The organism is Streptomyces sp. NPDC041068, from assembly GCF_040647455.1.
Lineage (GTDB): Bacteria > Actinomycetota > Actinomycetes > Streptomycetales > Streptomycetaceae > Streptomyces.
In genome coordinates, this window is record NZ_JBEZCG010000002.1 from 100169 (window position 1) to 115731 (window position 15563).

Sequence of the window (15563 nt, forward strand, 5' to 3'; positions counted from 1 at the left end):
GACGAGCCGTTCTGGGCGGGCGGGGCGCGGGGGGTCGCTGCCCGACCAGAAGCGGGAGGGTGGTCGGGCCATGCCTGGGCTCGATCACGTGAACGAACCTAACACGAATTTCGATCGCGACCTATTTAAGGTCAGTCGGCGATGGCGAGCTCGTCGTCGTAGTACGCGAGCGGTTTGGCCGCGCCGTCCCACAGGACCATGTTCATCCGTTCCCCGGTGAGCGGGGCCTCGGCGTGACTGACGATGCGGCCGAACGGCCTGAGCTTGTCGCTGGGGGTGGGCTTGGCGGGCGTGACGACGGTGTGCTGGTCGAAGGTCATGACGTGGTCCGTTCGTTCTTGGTGGTCAGGGTGTCGAGAGTGACGCCCCATTCGGCTGTGACGGGTTCGTCGAAGGTGAAGCCCGACGCTCTGCCCTCGAACGTCGTGGCACGCCAGGAGTCCGGGCCGCCGTCTGTGGGGCGCTCGAAGTGCTGTACCGCCTCGTCGGGCAGAACGATGGCGAGGTGGATCAGTTGGCCGGTGGACCACCGGTTGGCGTGCAGGCCCTTGGCCAGGGCCTCGCAGACGAGGCCATCTCCGAGATGCATGATGCGATTCCTCCGTTAGGTTGTGACCTATATGAGGTCAAACGAGAGCGGTGAAGCCCTCGCAGGTCCGACAGGTGTCCCCGGACGGGGCGACGCCGTCCGTGCAGTGCGGGCATGCGAGGTAGCGACCCACGCCGTGGCACTGGTCGCACTCCCGCGAGTGCTCGTAAGGGCCGAGAAGGAAGGTGACCATCCCGGAGCCCTCACACATGCCGCACTCGGGCGCCAGGGCGCCGAGCGCCTCGTAGGCGTCGACGATGGTCGTGGTGGTCGGCATGATTCCCCTCTCTGGGTTCGCCTGGCCTGGTGAACCCCTCCGTATTGTATAAATTCTACTCTTTACTATCTGGGTGTCCAGCCCCCAGATGTAACCTCGACCACTGCAACTGGCGCTCATGTCTGCCGAGTTGCATCGCAGTCGAACAGGCTCGGCTGAACAGACCGATCCTGCGAGGCTGCACCGGCACCAAGATCGCCCTGTGTCAGATGCTCGGCGACAGTCCACCGAAGCCACCGCCGGGGCGCTCCAGCCGCCCGGTCCGCAGCGTCGGCAGCAGCCCGCATCGGGCTCGGATCGAGAAGCAGCAAGTGAGGCTTGACCTGATGTACGGTGCCGTTGTCATACACCCACACGTCACAGACCTCGCGGTCCGGGCGGATCAGCATCGCCAGGCGGTGGATGTCCCCCCACCCCGGGTGCAGGCCACCCGGCTTCACCCACAGCCATGTCCCCGGCCCGATATCGCCCGGGCCGCGGGGAACATGCCGGAACGGCGGCCGCTGACGCCGCTTGCGCCGGGCCTTTGCCGGCCGCGACGGCGGATAGTGCGGATGCGCCTGGTGGTGCCGGTGGATCTCCTCAGCCTGCGCTCGCAACTTGTCGGCTGGGCTGTAGCAGAGCGGCCCGGAGTGCCAGCTGCGCGGACACCGCTCCTCCTAACGGGTCGGGGAAGCGCGCAGGTTCGCGGATTTCCGGAGGAGAGTGAGCGAGAACCCGCGTGCCGATCCGTCGATTTGGGAGCCGTGGCGCGCGAGTTCCGCTCGCCCGGGTCCGTCAGCTCGGTGGGCAGGCCGGGCGGCAACATGCCGCTAGATTCGTTTCCCCATGCTCAGACTTCTTGGGTGTCAGTCAATGGGGCCATCGGTCCACACGAGCGTCCCGGGAAAATCTGGGTCTACGTCGGTTACTTCCAACTCGCCCCCTCCTGGGAGGGGCACGATCCAGGGCGGCGAAGAGGCCAGCAGGTTCCCAACAAACGCAAGGGCCACGGACAAAGAGGTGCGCAGAGGGTCTGTGCTGAGGAAGTAGCCTTCCTCGATGTCCCAGGAGCCGAGTCTGCCTGTTCTGGTGTCGACCATCAGCTTCGTGACGCTGAGCTCAGCGATTGGAACGAGGAAGGTCTTGTCTTCTAAGTCCAGGTTCGTGTCATCGGGCGTCGCATACTCCAGCCAGATCGAACGGTTCCTGAGGATTTCCTCGACGCCGAGGAGCGTGTACCCCGGGGGCAGGATCTCGGTGAGGCCGGACCCATCATGCCGTAACAGTGACCGCTCAACGTCCTCAGGTAGCCACAACCCGAGGTGTTCATAGAGGCGTTGAAGGTCTTCACGGGTGCAGGGGGCCGGCAGTGGGTCCTCCTCCGGGGCCTGCTGGGCAATCCAGCGTTCGATCTTCGCCCAAGACTCCTCAACCGTCATACGGCCACTCCTTTGCCCCTGTGCTGAGCGCGGTGCCCGCATTGCCCTTGGGAGGCGGGCACCGCGTGTGGATCAACGACTTTGCGCTATGGACAAGTCCTGCCGTGTGGCAGGGGGAAGACCCCGGCCGACGGTCGGTGTTCTGGTCGGCACGGCGCGGACGCCTTGCCCGGCGGCCATGTCCCGTAGCTCATCTTCGCGTCCTCCCGTTTTCAGGGTGCCCAAGGTCGGATTCATCAGAGTGGGGTTCCTTCCGGAGAGTTAGAACAGCTCGTCCTGGCCCTCGATGTCGCCAGGTCGGGTGGTGGGTCTGGGGGAGGGGCGGTTGTCGTGGACGGGGTCGCCGAAGAGGGCTTCGGTGCCGTACCTGTCGGACCGTGCGGGAACGCGTACGGGCGCGTGCACGGGCAGCTGGTAGGCAGCGGCATGGTCGAAGTCGGTGGGCTGCATGCCGCTCCACTCCGGTCCGGCACTCACGCGCGAGGCTCCCTGTCGGAGGAGGCTTCGAGGACCGCATCCGCCCAGTCGTGAACGAGGGCCGTGGCTGCGCGGCCTGCGGCCTCTCCGCGCGGCAAGCCGTCCTCGAGGTGCTTCAAGTAGCGGCCCGCGGTGACGTCCAGAGCGGCAGACGAGGTGAAGGTGGCCACCAGGCGTTCGATATTCACGCCGTGCGCGTGGTTGAGGGCCTGGGCGGCAATCGCGGCGATCATGCCGATGTCCTTGCCGAGCAGCTCGGCCTGCGCGGCAGTGAGGGGCGCGCTGAAGCGCATGACGAAATGGCCTTCCGGTGCAGTGCTGTTGGTGAGGGAGCCGGGGGGCGGCAGCGCCCGCCCCGGGGTGGGTGATGGTCAGGCGGCAGCCATCTCAGGCTTGGCACTGACGTCCTCGGCCGTGCTGTCCGCCTCGGCCTCCGGATTGACGGTGACCAGTTCGAGGGCCTCGGCGTGCGCCTTGGCCTGCTTGAGCTGAAAGCGCGCCTTGGTCAGCGACTCCGCGACCCGGTCAAGCTGGTCCAGGCGAGCGCCGACCTGCGTCTCCAGCGTCTCCGCGAGCTTCATCGGCTTCGTCCGGGCGATCTCATCCAGCAGCTCACGAACCTGCTCGATCTTGTCGAGCGTGCTGCGGGTCTGCTTCTGCGCGGCGGCGCGCTCGGTGCGCTGCTCCTCGGTCATCTCCTCGACGACCAGCAGAACCGCCTGGTCCTGCTGCTGCTTCATCGCGTACGCGAAGTGCACGATCTCGTTGTCGGAGGCGAACTCGCCGCGTACGAACTTCGAAAGGACCGAGCCCTGGTTGGCGAGGTTGAGCGCGGCGATCTGCACGGCTGCCTGCGTGCCGATCTTCCCGTCCTGCACCAGTTCCTGAATCTCGATACGCAGGTCCAGCAGCGCCAGACGCAGCTTCACGTACGTGGTGGTCTTGGCGAAGTCAGCGGCCACGGACTCGATGGTCGCGCCCTCTTCCTCATCCAAGATCCGCTGGTAGCCGTGGGCCTCCTCGAACGGCGTCATGTCCTCGCGGGTGACGTTCTCCGACATCGACCGCTTGAACCGCTGGAGTTCACCCTTCTCCGAGGTGATCGTGGCGCGGATCTTGGTGCGGCCAAGGATCTGGTGCGCACGCCAGCGGCGCTCTCCGGCGACGATCTCGTAGCCGCCCTTCTCATTGTCGGGGCGGACCTCGATGGCCTGCATGAGGCCGTACGTGTCGATCGACGTGGCCAGCTCGTTCAGTGCGTCCTCGTTGAAGTACTCGCGCGGCTGGCGCGGGTTGCGGTGGACCTGGCTCATCTTGAGGACGCGCTGCACGGGATGCTCCTTGGAGTAGGTGGTGAGGTTTCCTTGCCCTCACCTTGTACGTAAATTCTACTCTCCACGAGGGGGGTGTCTACTCCCGGAAGTGCACCCCGGAGTGACCTCGATCACGCAGAGTCAGGGCTCTGACCTGCGGAGATGTGGATTCCCTTGCCGCTTCAGGAGTGGAGGACGGCCAAGCCGACAACGCCATGCCGCGTCTGGGCGGGTGAACGAGCGGCTTTGGGCCGGTGCCGAGGAGGCCGAGTGGTGCCGTCAGGAGTCGCTACGGATGCCGGGTCCTGAAGGCGCCGGTGCCGGTGAACAGAGAATGCCTGTGGGCCCCGGTGGTAACCGGTGCCCACAGGCATTCTCGATCTACTGCTCGGCCGAACCATCCATGTCGTCCGCCCAGTTGCGCCATCGGCGTACCTGCGCCGGTACACCGGCGCTGACGGCAGCCTGGCAGGCGGAGCGGATCGGGCAGACGCGACACACACGCTCGGCCAGGTCGGGCGCAACCGGAGTGTGCGCATCACCGGTCTTCAACGGGTGCTGCGCACACAGGCCGTTGCTCCACTGGACCGGCTGTGCGATCAGGGCGGCTTCGCCGTGAAGGCCGCTCAGCGTGCGAACGATCCCCGCGGCGTCGATCCCGGGACCCGCCCGTCGAGGGCTGGGCAGGTTGGCGAGCGCCTTGATGCGCTCTTCGTCAATCACGTGGCCCCCTGGGAACGTCAGGACCGGATTGCCTCTGGTTCCTGCGTAGTAACCGCCGTGGCAGGCGGCCTTGACCCCAAGGTCCAGGCCCCTGGGTGATGATGGGCGGCGTCCCCCTGTCAGCCTGGTGCCGCCGTGCTCAGTACCCCATGCTCGCGCCGCCGTCAACGGGCAGGACGGCGCCGGTGATGTAGGCGGCTTCGTCGCTGGCGAGGAACCGCACCGCTGCGGCGATGTCCTCGGTCCGGGCGGCCGTGCCGAGAGGGATCTGGGCGAGCAGAGTCTGCAGGCGGTCTTCGGGCAGTGCTGCCGTCATGTCGGTGGAGGTCAGTCCGGGGGCGACGACGTTGGATGTGATGCTGCGCGAGCCCAGCTCACGTGCCAAGGACCGAGAGAAGCCGATCAATCCGGCCTTGGCGGCCGCGTAGTTGGACTGGCCCGCCTCGCCGTGCATCGCGACGGCAGAGGAGATGAAAATGAGGCGGCCCTTGCGGGCCCGCAGCATGCCCCGCGCGGCACGCTTGGCGACCCGGTAAGAGGCCGTCAGGTTCGTGTCGATGACCGCGGCGAAGTCTTCCTCCGGCATCCGCAGCAGCAGGCTGTCGCGGGTGATGCCCGCGTTCGCCACGAGTACCTCGACCGGTCCGTGCTCCGCCTCGATGTGCTTGAACGCGAGCTCCACCTGCTCGGGGTCGGTGATGTCGCACTGCACGGGCAAGATGCCGTGGCCGGTGGGCGGTTCGCCCGAGCGGTAGGTGACCGCGACCTTGTCTCCGGCGTCGGCCATCATCTTGGCTATCGCGAATCCGATGCCTCGGTTGCCACCGGTGATGAAGACGCTGCGGCCCATAGAGGGGTCACCTTCCAAGTATGACGTGAGAGATCAGGCCACCGGATGGACTGCCTGTCCGAGGGCGGCCGACAGGGTGCTCCCCTGCGCACCGCACAGCTTGCCCTGATTTCTGCGCGTTAGTTCGCCCTTGTCACTACCGGTTGTGACGCCACCGGTAGTGACACTGTCGGAATCATCCGTCAGAAGATAATTATGGGCGTTATGTTTGCTTGTGGGTGGTCAACCTCAGGGTCTGGGTGGGTCATCAGGGACAAAAAGTGCGTTAAGGTCTGGCCAAATATTTTCGTTCTTGTGACCTAATAAGGTGTCAAAAGCCATGCCGACTGCCCTGCCGCCAATCACCCGCATGCTGCGCACCTGGCGAAAGCGCCAAGACCCGCGCGCCGTACCCGGCTTCACTGACCGGTACGGTCAGCGCAACCGCAAAGGCCTCACGCAGCTCGACATGGCCCTGCTCACCGGCATGTCGGAGGGTTGGTACCGCAAGCTGGAGACCGGCATCGAGGAGAACTACAGCGCCGACTTCCTCGACCGCGTCGCCCGCATCCTGAACCTGAACGACGCCGAACGCGTGCACCTCTTCTACTTCGCCACCGGCCAGGAACCCGCACCGCTTAAGCGCCCCGACGCCGCCCATCTCGACCCCACGGTCTCGGCGCTCGTGCACCAACAGATATGGCCCGCCTACACCTTCGGCCCGGACTGGGACATCCGCGTCTTCAACGAGGCCGCCGGCCGGGACTTCCCTTGGATGAATCACGGCATCAACGTGATGATCTGGGCCCTGACTTACCCCGAGGCCCGTCTTCAGCTCATCGACTGGGAAGAGGCCTGGGCCAAACCGATGGCCTCCCAGCTGCGCCTGGCCGCCCAGGTCAACCCGGGCCACAGGCGGCTCGCCGAGGTCGTCGAGGAGATCAAGGAGCGCGACCCGGACGCCAAGAAGATCCTCGAAGAGGACCACACCGCCAAAACGCACCCCGACGGCGACCTTCGCCGCCTGCATCTACCCAACCGCGACGGGGTGTTCGAGGTGGAGTTCATCACCTTCGCTCGCCTGTGCAACAACACCAAGATGATGGTCGTCATGCCGCCCGGCGACTCCGGCTACCCGCAGGCCACCCCGGCCATGCCCTCCACCAACGCCAGCGTCCCCGTCGGCACACCGCCTACGCCGGCCTCCGCGTAGGCGGCCGCTACCTGTGTGAACAACCGCTCCGGGTGTGCCCACGCCCCCGCGTGCTCTGCCGCAATCAGTCGGGCCGCTTCCGTCAGGGGCGTGCCAGTAAGCGCATACCGGTCGGCGGCATGAGCGACCGCGGCCAGACGATCCCTCACCTCGGTAACGCCGACGCGATCCAGCACTGGCCCGTGCCCCGGCACGAAAGTCTCCGCCCCAGTCGCCAAGAGCTGATCGCAGACCGCGATGCATGCGGACAGCGACATGGACCACACCACCATGTGGGAATCGCTGAACAAGGCATCCCCGGCGAAGACAATGCCGTCATCGGGAACGTGGACGGCGACGTCACCCGCACTGTGCCCCGGCCCCAGATCGAGGAGTTCGACCAGTGTCTGCCCCACCTTGACTTCTAGTCGGCCAGTGAAGGTCTCGGTGGGGCTGGTGACGGTGATGCCGGAGAAGTCGAAGTGCCCGAAGTGTTCCGCTGCGTACGTGCCCACGGCCGTTGTGCGTCCGGCCTCGCACAGCGCGGTCAGTTGCTCGGGGCTCATCTCGCTGCACGCGTGGCGGGCGGAACTCTCCGACGTAATGATCTGGGCGCCTTCGACGAGCTGATTGCCCCAGGTGTGATCCCCGTTGGCGTGCGTATTCACCACCGCGGTGATCTCCGTGCCCGGCAGAGCCGCTTCGACTGCAGCCAGTAGATCGCGTGTCGCGTCGAGCGTGAACTGCGTGTCGACCAGCAGGCCTTGGCTATCGCTGGCGATCACGCCGCAGTTACTGAAACCCCAGTGGGGGCGGTCGTTGATCCACGCCCACGTCGTGGCGGACAGCTGCTGAAGGGCAGGGGAAGGCACTGTGAAGTTCCAATTCATGTCGCGTAAGCGACCAAAGACGGCAAAGCGGCAGAATCTTATGGACGACATCCCTGGTCAGGGCAAGCCGGGGCCGTCCCTACTGCACGCATGGACCATGCCGGGCAACGGGCCGCCGCCCCCAACGGCACGCCTCGTGCCACCTGGCGGTCCGGGTAAGTCCCGCTGAGTGGAACGGCGCCGACGTCGTGAGTCTCCCTGCCGATCGACGGCACGGAAGGATGTGAGAAGGCGGTCAGCGCCACTCAATCTGCAACCGGGCGCTGGGATCGCGATGCCTCCCGCGCCCCGAAGCCAGCACGCGCACCTTGACGATCTCCACGCCGATCAGGGCCCGCTGCCACGTCCGCGGCGCCGACTTCCACCACGCAACCAAGTCCGAGACGCCCGCAACGGGGACATCGATCAACTGCTCCAGGTATCGGAGCCGGTTGCGGGCCTCACGAACGTCCTGCCTGGTTGCCTTCTCCGCTGCCTCATACGCCGAAGGCACCAACACGTCACGCATCTCGCGCAGTTTCGCGAAACGCTGTTCCGCACCCTCGACATGCGACCTCAAACGCTCCGCCTCCCCGCGAAGATCCTCCAGCAACGACATCAGCCGCTCCTGCGCACCGGGCCTGAGCAACTCGGCGAGCACTTCCTCCGCCACGGGGCCTTCGAGCCGGTCGGCGTTGATCCGCACTCGTCCGCAAGAGGCCTGTCCCGGGCGAGGTGGAGGGCATCGGTAGGCGGGATTGCCGCCGCTGGTCACCCGCGTGCCCACCATGTTCCAGTCGCACAGGCCGCACTCCGACAGGCCCTCGGTGAGGAGGTAGTCGAACGCTTCGCGCGGTGCGGGCTGTTGCTCAGCCTGAGAAGCGAACAGGGCGAGCAGGCGCCGGTATTCATCCGGTGTCAACACTGTGTCGCCGAAGCCCTCGATGGGCTCGCCCTCGTCGTCTAGTCCAGCCATCCGGGGATGGCTGAGGACTCGAGCCAGAACTTCCGGCGCCCACTCGTTGCCGTGTGTGGTGCGGTATCCCTGGGCGTTGATCGACCGGCAGGTCTCTGCCCTGCTCTGCTGGTCAAACAGCAGTGAAGCGGCCTTGCGCAGACCTGCCGCCTCCTGGGGATGGAGCCCCCCGCGGTGGCTCAGGTAGCCAGTCAGCCGTGCCATGCGTCTCCGTCCGATCACGAGCCGATCGCCTGCCCAGTAGCGACCCCTTAGCCCGGTAATAGGTCACGATAGCTTCATTGAGTAGTCAAAGTAGACAATGAAGGCTTGGCTGGCCTGGGGGAGTGGCGTTTGCCCACGTCAAAGCTCTACGTGCCTAAGTTGACGTGACGCACGCCACGAAGATCGCGTATCCGGAGGCGACGGCTCCCCGTACCCGATCGAACACGCACGGGTGGGCGACGAGGGGAGCCTGGGCGGGGCCGGGAGTGCGGGCGGCTGAGCTTCCCGGCCCCGGACTGCGCCCCGCTACGACACCCCCAGGGCTGCCCACAAACTCAGCGTCGCTACCTTCTGCGTCTCACCGACAGGGATCGTCTTCGCCGGGAACTTCTCCGCCTTGATCAACGCGTACGCCTTGTCCGTGCCGATACCGAATGCCCGCGCGGCCGTAGCCACACTCACCGCAGCCGGCAGCGACCGCAGCTCCTCGATCGACATCCCGCCCCGCGCGCGGGCAGGAGCGGCATGAGCACTCGCAGATGAGGTCATAGGTGGTCAAATCCTTCATCCCCGCGCCACCTGACCGGAAGCATACGGCGGCCAAGGAAGCATCCCCTTCGCTACAGCAAGATCAGGACACGTACGGATGATCCAGCCCAAACCAGGGGGCCCAACGTGTTCAACGGCAGCACCTACCGCCGCTGCAAGTGCACCGAACCCAAACTCGACGCCAACGGCCAGCCGATCCTCAACGCGAACGGCACACCAAAGGTCCGAGAACTCGGCTCCGCATGCCCACAGTTGAAAAAACGCGACCACGGCTCCTGGTACTACTACCTCAACCTCCCCGACGGACCCGGAGGCGAACGCCGCCGACCCCGCAAAGGCGGCTTCGCCACCTCCAAGAAGGCCCAAGAAGCAGCACAGAAACTCTGGGACGAAGCCGCAGGCGGCATCGACGTCGACTCCAAAGAAACCGTCGCCGCCTACCTCAACCGCTGGCTCGACAAGCGAGTCGACCTCAAGCGCAGTACCCGCGAGGGCTACCGCGACACCATCGACCGCGTCCTCATACCCACACTCGGCCACCTCGCCATGCGCGAACTGCGCGAGCGCCACATCCAGGAGATGTTCAAACAGATCTGGGAGTACAACAAGGTCAAAGAAGCCAACCGGATAGCAGCCCAACAAGCCAAGGCCGAATGCGACGACGCCTACCGAGCATGGAAGCAAGCGCCCCTGCCCCGCCCCCCACACCTGCGCCAACGGTGGAACGCAGCCAAAGCCGCTCTCAAAGAAGCACGTGCCAGACCCCGCCAGGACACCGGCCCCGCCACGCAGAAGAGATTCAAGGACACCCTCGCCTCAGCCCTCGGCGACGCAGTCACCGAGAAGCTCATCCCGGAAAACTGGGCGAAGTCCGTCACCCTCCCCAAGTACGAACGCCCCGAAGCCCTGGTCTGGACAGAAGAACGCATCGCCCGCTGGAGGCTCACCGGCGAAAAGCCCAGCCCCGTCATGGTCTGGACCCCCAGCCTGACCGGCGAATTCCTCGACGCCGCAGTTCAACACCCCATGTACATCATGTGGCACCTCATGGTGTTCCGCGCCCCACGCCGCGGCGAAGCAACAGGACTGCCCTGGACCGAAGTCGACATGACCCACGGCACCGCCAGGATCGTCGAGCAGCTATCCGTCAACAACGCCTACGAAGTATGGGAAGACACCCCCAAGAGCCGCGCAGGCCGACGCAGCCTCACACTCGACCACGCCACCTTCGCCCTACTCAAAGCCTTGCGGGACGTACAGACAGCCCAACGAGACGAGTGGGAACAAAAGCACCGCGACAACCCTGACACCTACGGCCCCTACGTCCACTCCGGCAAAGTCTTCACCCAAGCCGACGGAAGCCCCTGGAACCCCATCAACGTCTCCCAAAACTTCGAACGATTCGTCAAACGCCTCGGCCTGCCACCCATCCGACTCCACGACCTACGCCACTGCGCCGCATCCCTCAGCCTCGCCGCCGGCCTGTCCATGAAGGCCATCCAGGCCCTCCTCGGCCACAGCAGCTACCAGCTCACCGCCGACACCTACACCTCACTGATGCCGCAATTCGAGCAGGCAGCCGCCAACGCCACCGTTGATCTCGTACCGCGCCACCATGCGGTAGAGCCGCCCACCCCGGAGGAGCCCCTCGCTGCGGCCCCTGTGGCCGAGGAGGAACCTGCCGTGGAACTGGGGGAGACAGCACCCGAAGCCAGCGGGCCAGGCCAGGGCAGCGAGAGCCATCTTCACCTTGTACACCCTTCTGCTGCCTGATGGAGTCCCCCAGACGCTGCCTGACACGCTGTCCCCCGGTTGTCCCCCGGGATATGGGATCGCCCCCTCGGAGCTCTCTCCGAGGGGGCGATTTGATGCATCGTTGCTGGTCAGGTAGGCAAAGGCTTCTCACGTACTGTCAAACTTTTGTCCGGACAACAGAACTTCAGAACTTCCCGTCATCATTTCCCGGGACTACGCTCGCCCCGTGTCCAAACCAGTCGCCAAAGCAGCCCAGGACAAGCCGGTCAAGGACCCCACCGTCGCGCTGCGGCTCGGCGTCGACCGCAGCAGCCCGGTCCCGCTCTACTTCCAGCTGGCCCAGCAGCTGGAGGCGGCGATCGAGCGCGGCGCCCTGACCCCGGGCAGCCTCCTCGGCAATGAGATCGAGCTCGCCGGGCGGCTCGGCCTGTCCCGGCCCACCGTCCGCCAGGCCATCCAGTCCCTCGTCGACAAGGGCCTGCTCGTACGGCGCCGCGGCGTCGGCACGCAGGTCGTGCACAGCCAGGTCAAGCGCCCCCTGGAGCTCAGCAGCCTCTACGACGACCTCGAGGCCGCGGGCCAGCGCCCCGAGACCCGCGTCCTGCGCAACACCGTCGAGCCCGCGTCCGCCGAGGTCGCGGCGGCGCTCGGGGTCGCCGAGGGAGACGCGGTGCACCTCGTCGAGCGGCTGCGGCTCGCGCACGGCGAGCCCATGGCCCGGCTCCGCAACCATCTGCCGACCGGCCTCCTCGACCTCGACACCGAGCGTCTGGAGGCCACCGGGCTCTACCGCCTGATGCGTGCCGCGGGGCTCACCCTGCACAGCGCGCGCCAGTCCGTCGGCGCCCGCGCCGCCACCGCGCAGGAGGGCGAGCTGCTCGCCGAGCCGGCCGGTGCCCCGCTGCTCACGATGCGGCGCACGACCTTCGACGACACGGGGCGTGCGGTCGAGTTCGGCTCCCACGTCTACCGGGCGGCGCGCTACTCCTTCGAGTTCCAGCTCCTCGTACGCCCGTAGCGGCCGAGCGCGGCCGCAGGCGCCGCGTACGGCCGTAGATACCAACTCACCAACGGTCGTCAGAATGTTCTGACAAAGCCATTGACGCTCCCGTGCGCCCACCGCTAGAACTCCCCCAGCCGCACCGAGGCGGCCGGGAGAAGAGGTGGTCCCACCATGCGTACGCGCACATCCCGCACGGCCGCAGTCCTGATCGCCGTGATCGCTCTGGCCGCAGGCTGCAGCGGATCCGGCGGCAAGGACGACGAGGACAAGGCGAACGACGACGGCGGCGGCAAGGGCGTCACCACGCCGCGCCTGAAGATCGCCATGGTCACGCACTCCGGAGAGGGCGACACCTTCTGGGACATCGTCCAGAGCGGGGCCAAGCAGGCAGCGCGCAAGGACAACGTCGAGTTCCTCTACGCCAACGACAAGGAGGCCAAGGGGCAGGCCGAGCTGGTCCAGTCGTTCGTCGACAAGAAGGTCGACGGCATCGTCGTGACCCTGGCCAAGCCCGAGGCGATGAAGGCGGTGCTCGCCAAGGCGACCGCCGCCGGGATACCGGTCGTCTCGATCAACTCCGGGGCCGAGTTCTCCGCGAAGTTCGGCGCGCTCACCCACATCGGCCAGGACGAGTCCGTGGCGGGCGAGGCCGTCGGCGACGAGCTGAACAAGCGCGGCAAGAAGAAGGCCCTCTGCGTCATCCACGAGCAGGGCAACGTCTCCCTGGAGCAGCGCTGCGCGGGCGTCGAGAAGACCTTCGACGGCACCGTGGAGAACCTGAACGTCGAGGGCACCAACGCGCCGGGCGCCCAGTCGTCCGTCAGCGCGAAGCTGCAGGCCACCAAGGACATCGACGCCGTCGTCACGCTGGGCGCGCCGATCGCCGCCGTCTCGGTGAAGGCCAAGGAGGACGCGGGCAGCGAGGCGGAGGTCGACACGTTCGACCTGAACGCCGAGGTCGTCAAGCGCCTCAAGGCCAAGGAGGTCGGCTTCGCCGTCGACCAGCAGCCCTACCTCCAGGGCTACCTCGCCGTCGACGAACTGTGGCTCTACAAGACCAACGCCAACGTCCTGGGAGGCGGCAGGCCCGTCCTCACCGGACCCGCGATCGTCACCGGGAAGGACGTACCGAAGCTGGAGAAGTACACCGCCAGGGGAACCAGGTGACCACACGCCGCGGTACCCGATGAACACACGCGCGATCCGCGTGGTCGATACTTGGGCGGCTGGGGCCGGGGATCCGGACCGGCCGCACAGAGCAGCAGAGCAAGAAGGGCACGGCGTCGTGGCAAGGGTGAAGACAGGGGTACGAGCGGTGGGCGCCGCGCTGGTCGCGGTGCTCGGTGTGACCGCGGGCCTCACCGGATGCAGCAGTACCGGAGGCAAGCGCGCCGAGGACGCCCGCAAGGCGGCCGCCGCACAGGGGAAGGCCGCGGTGAGCACGCCGCGCTGGACCTTCGGCATGGTCACCCACTCGGGCGATGGCGACACCTTCTGGGACATCGTCCAGAACGGCGCCGAAGAGGCGGCACGCAAGGACAACATCAAGTTCCTGTACGCCCATGACGACGAGGCCCAGCAGCAGGCCCAGCTCGTGGACTCCTACATCGACAAGAAGGTCGACGGCATCATCGTGTCGCTGGCCAAGCCGGACGCGATGAAGGGCCCGCTGGCCCGCGCCAAGAAGGCCGGCATCCCGGTGATCACGGTGAACTCCGGCTCCGCGGAGTCCAAGGAGTTCGGGGCGCTCACCCACATCGGGCAGGACGAGACGATCGCGGGCGAGGCCGTCGGCGACGAGCTGAACAAGCGCGGCAAGAAGAAGGCGCTCTGCATCCTGCACGAGCAGGGCAACGTCGGCCACGAGCAGCGCTGCGAGGGGGCCAAGAAGACCTTCGACGGCAAGCTGGAGAACCTCTACGTGACGGGCACCAACATGCCCGACGTGCAGTCCTCCATCGAGGCCAGGCTCCAGTCCGACAAGGACGTGGACGCGGTCGTCACGCTCGGCGCGCCCTTCGCGGACGCCGCCGTGAAGGCCAAGGACGGCGCGGGCAGCAAGGCGGAGATCGACACCTTCGACCTCAACGAGAAGGTGGCCGCCGGGCTGAAGTCCGGCGACCTCGGCTTCGCCGTCGACCAGCAGCCCTACCTCCAGGGCTACGAGGCCGTGGACCTGCTGTGGCTGTACAAGTACAACGCCGACGTCCTCGGCGGCGGCAAGCCGGTGCTGACCGGCCCGCAGATCATCACCAAGGACCAGGCCGCCGAGCTGGAGGAATACGCGAAGCGAGGGACCCGATGACCGCGAAAGACCTCGTGCCCGCACCGGGCACACCGGGCACCCCGGGCACCCCGACGGACGAGCGCCTCCTGAAGACCTCGCCCGTGAAGAAGCTGATGGGCCGCCCCGAGCTCGGCTCGGTCGTCGGCGCCGTGGCCGTCTTCATCTTCTTCGCGATCGTCGCGGACAGCTTCCTGCGCACGACGAGCCTGGCCACGGTCCTCTACGCCGCGTCGACGATCGGCATCATGGCGGTGCCGGTGGCGCTCCTGATGATCGGCGGCGAGTTCGACCTCTCGGCGGGCGTCATGGTGACGACCTCCGCGCTGATCTCGTCGATGTTCAGCTACCAGATGACCGCGAACGTCTGGGTGGGCGTCGGGGTCTCCCTCCTGGCCACCCTTGCGATCGGCGTCTTCAACGGCGTCATGCTGACCCGCACCGATCCACCGAGCTTCATCATCACGCTCGGTACGTTCCTGATGCTGACCGGCATGAATCTCGGCTTCACCAAGCTGATCAGCGGCACGGTCTCCACCAAGTCGATCTCCGACATGGAGGGGTTCTCCTCCGCCAAGGAGGTCTTCGCCTCGTCGATCACCATCGGCGGCGTCGACTTCAAGATCACCATCGTCTGGTGGCTCGCCCTGATCGCGGTCGCCACCTGGATCCTGCTTCGCACCCGCGTCGGCAACTGGATCTTCGCGGTGGGCGGCGGCGAGGACGCGGCCCGCGCGGTCGGCGTCCCGGTCTCGGCGACCAAGATCGGCCTGTACATGGGCGTCGCCTTCGGCGCCTGGATCTCCGGCCAGCACCTGCTCTTCTCGTACGACGTCGTCCAGTCCGGCGAAGGCGTCGGCAACGAACTGATCTACATCATCGCGGCGGTCATCGGCGGCTGTCTGATCACCGGTGGCTACGGCTCCGCGGTCGGCGCGGCCGTGGGTGCGCTGATCTTCGGCATGGTCAGCAAGGGCATCGTGTTCGCCGAGTGGAACCCCGACTGGTTCAAGTTCTTCCTCGGAGTGATGCTGCTCCTGGCGACCCTGCTCAACCACTGGGTCCGCAAGCGTGCGGAGGCGACGAAGTGACCGAGACACCG

Annotated in this window: 18 protein-coding genes; 6 read left to right on the plus strand and 12 right to left on the minus strand. The window is 66.5% G+C overall.

What is annotated here, in order from left to right:
* Positions 1-131 precede the first annotated feature (131 nt).
* The 9 genes from AB0B50_RS04225 to fabG form a co-directional block, all read right to left on the minus strand.
* A complete protein-coding gene (locus AB0B50_RS04225) occupies positions 132-320 on the minus strand; it encodes a hypothetical protein (RefSeq protein WP_362325317.1) in 189 nt (62 codons plus the stop codon).
* Positions 317-589 (minus strand): hypothetical protein, encoded by a 273-nt coding sequence (locus AB0B50_RS04230; RefSeq protein WP_362325320.1) that lies wholly within the window; start codon positions 587-589, stop codon positions 317-319. The genes AB0B50_RS04225 and AB0B50_RS04230 overlap by 4 nt, the downstream gene beginning before the upstream one ends.
* Positions 590-626: 37 nt before the next feature.
* Entirely contained in the window at positions 627-866 is a 240-nt protein-coding gene (locus AB0B50_RS04235) for a hypothetical protein (protein WP_362325322.1), read from the minus strand.
* Positions 867-1714: 848 nt separating this feature from the next.
* Entirely contained in the window at positions 1715-2287 is a 573-nt protein-coding gene (locus tag AB0B50_RS04240; RefSeq protein WP_362325325.1) for an SMI1/KNR4 family protein, read from the minus strand.
* Positions 2288-2548: 261 nt separating this feature from the next.
* Entirely contained in the window at positions 2549-2764 is a 216-nt protein-coding gene (locus tag AB0B50_RS04245) for a hypothetical protein (RefSeq protein WP_362325328.1), read from the minus strand.
* Complete coding sequence (locus AB0B50_RS04250) at positions 2761-3057, minus strand: hypothetical protein (RefSeq protein ID WP_362325331.1); 297 nt, start codon at positions 3055-3057, stop codon at positions 2761-2763. Before AB0B50_RS04250 ends, AB0B50_RS04245 begins: the two co-directional genes overlap by 4 nt.
* 78 nt (positions 3058-3135) lie before the next feature.
* Positions 3136-4095 (minus strand): ParB/RepB/Spo0J family partition protein, encoded by a 960-nt coding sequence (locus AB0B50_RS04255; RefSeq protein ID WP_362325334.1) that lies wholly within the window; start codon positions 4093-4095, stop codon positions 3136-3138.
* Between the two features lie 363 nt (positions 4096-4458).
* On the minus strand, positions 4459-4800 hold the full coding sequence (locus AB0B50_RS04260) for a hypothetical protein (protein WP_362325337.1): 342 nt from the start codon (positions 4798-4800) through the stop codon (positions 4459-4461).
* Positions 4801-4939: 139 nt separating this feature from the next.
* The gene (gene fabG / locus AB0B50_RS04265) at positions 4940-5650 is read right to left on the minus strand and encodes a 3-oxoacyl-ACP reductase FabG (protein WP_362325340.1); all 711 of its coding nucleotides are present in this window, start codon (positions 5648-5650) and stop codon (positions 4940-4942) included.
* 319 nt (positions 5651-5969) lie between these two features.
* On the opposite strand from fabG, the gene AB0B50_RS04270 reads away from it, so the two are divergent.
* Entirely contained in the window at positions 5970-6842 is an 873-nt protein-coding gene (locus AB0B50_RS04270) for a helix-turn-helix domain-containing protein (protein ID WP_362325343.1), read from the plus strand.
* Here the strand turns inward: AB0B50_RS04270 and AB0B50_RS04275 are convergent.
* From AB0B50_RS04275 to AB0B50_RS04285, 3 genes are all read right to left on the minus strand, one after another.
* On the minus strand, positions 6761-7711 hold the full coding sequence (locus AB0B50_RS04275) for an MBL fold metallo-hydrolase (protein WP_362325346.1): 951 nt from the start codon (positions 7709-7711) through the stop codon (positions 6761-6763). The genes AB0B50_RS04270 and AB0B50_RS04275 overlap by 82 nt on opposite strands.
* 235 nt (positions 7712-7946) lie before the next feature.
* Entirely contained in the window at positions 7947-8870 is a 924-nt protein-coding gene (locus tag AB0B50_RS04280; protein WP_362325349.1) for a recombinase zinc beta ribbon domain-containing protein, read from the minus strand.
* A 306-nt stretch (positions 8871-9176) separates the two neighbouring features.
* Positions 9177-9368, minus strand: coding sequence for a DNA-binding protein (locus AB0B50_RS04285; protein ID WP_362325352.1), 192 nt, complete (start codon positions 9366-9368; stop codon positions 9177-9179).
* 177 nt (positions 9369-9545) lie between these two features.
* On the opposite strand from AB0B50_RS04285, the gene AB0B50_RS04290 reads away from it, so the two are divergent.
* The 5 genes from AB0B50_RS04290 to AB0B50_RS04310 all read left to right on the plus strand — a co-directional run bounded on the left by AB0B50_RS04290 (position 9546) and on the right by AB0B50_RS04310 (position 15552).
* A complete protein-coding gene (locus AB0B50_RS04290) occupies positions 9546-11192 on the plus strand; it encodes a tyrosine-type recombinase/integrase (protein WP_362325355.1) in 1647 nt (548 codons plus the stop codon).
* Positions 11193-11400: 208 nt separating this feature from the next.
* The gene (locus tag AB0B50_RS04295) at positions 11401-12192 is read left to right on the plus strand and encodes a GntR family transcriptional regulator (protein WP_362325358.1); all 792 of its coding nucleotides are present in this window, start codon (positions 11401-11403) and stop codon (positions 12190-12192) included.
* Between the two features lie 156 nt (positions 12193-12348).
* The gene (locus tag AB0B50_RS04300) at positions 12349-13344 is read left to right on the plus strand and encodes a sugar ABC transporter substrate-binding protein (protein WP_362325361.1); all 996 of its coding nucleotides are present in this window, start codon (positions 12349-12351) and stop codon (positions 13342-13344) included.
* A 118-nt stretch (positions 13345-13462) separates the two neighbouring features.
* On the plus strand, positions 13463-14482 hold the full coding sequence (locus AB0B50_RS04305; RefSeq protein ID WP_362325364.1) for a sugar ABC transporter substrate-binding protein: 1020 nt from the start codon (positions 13463-13465) through the stop codon (positions 14480-14482).
* Positions 14479-15552, plus strand: a complete 1074-nt coding sequence (locus AB0B50_RS04310) for an ABC transporter permease (RefSeq protein WP_362325367.1) — start codon at positions 14479-14481, stop codon at positions 15550-15552. Before AB0B50_RS04305 ends, AB0B50_RS04310 begins: the two co-directional genes overlap by 4 nt.
* The last annotated feature ends 11 nt before the right edge of the window (positions 15553-15563 follow it).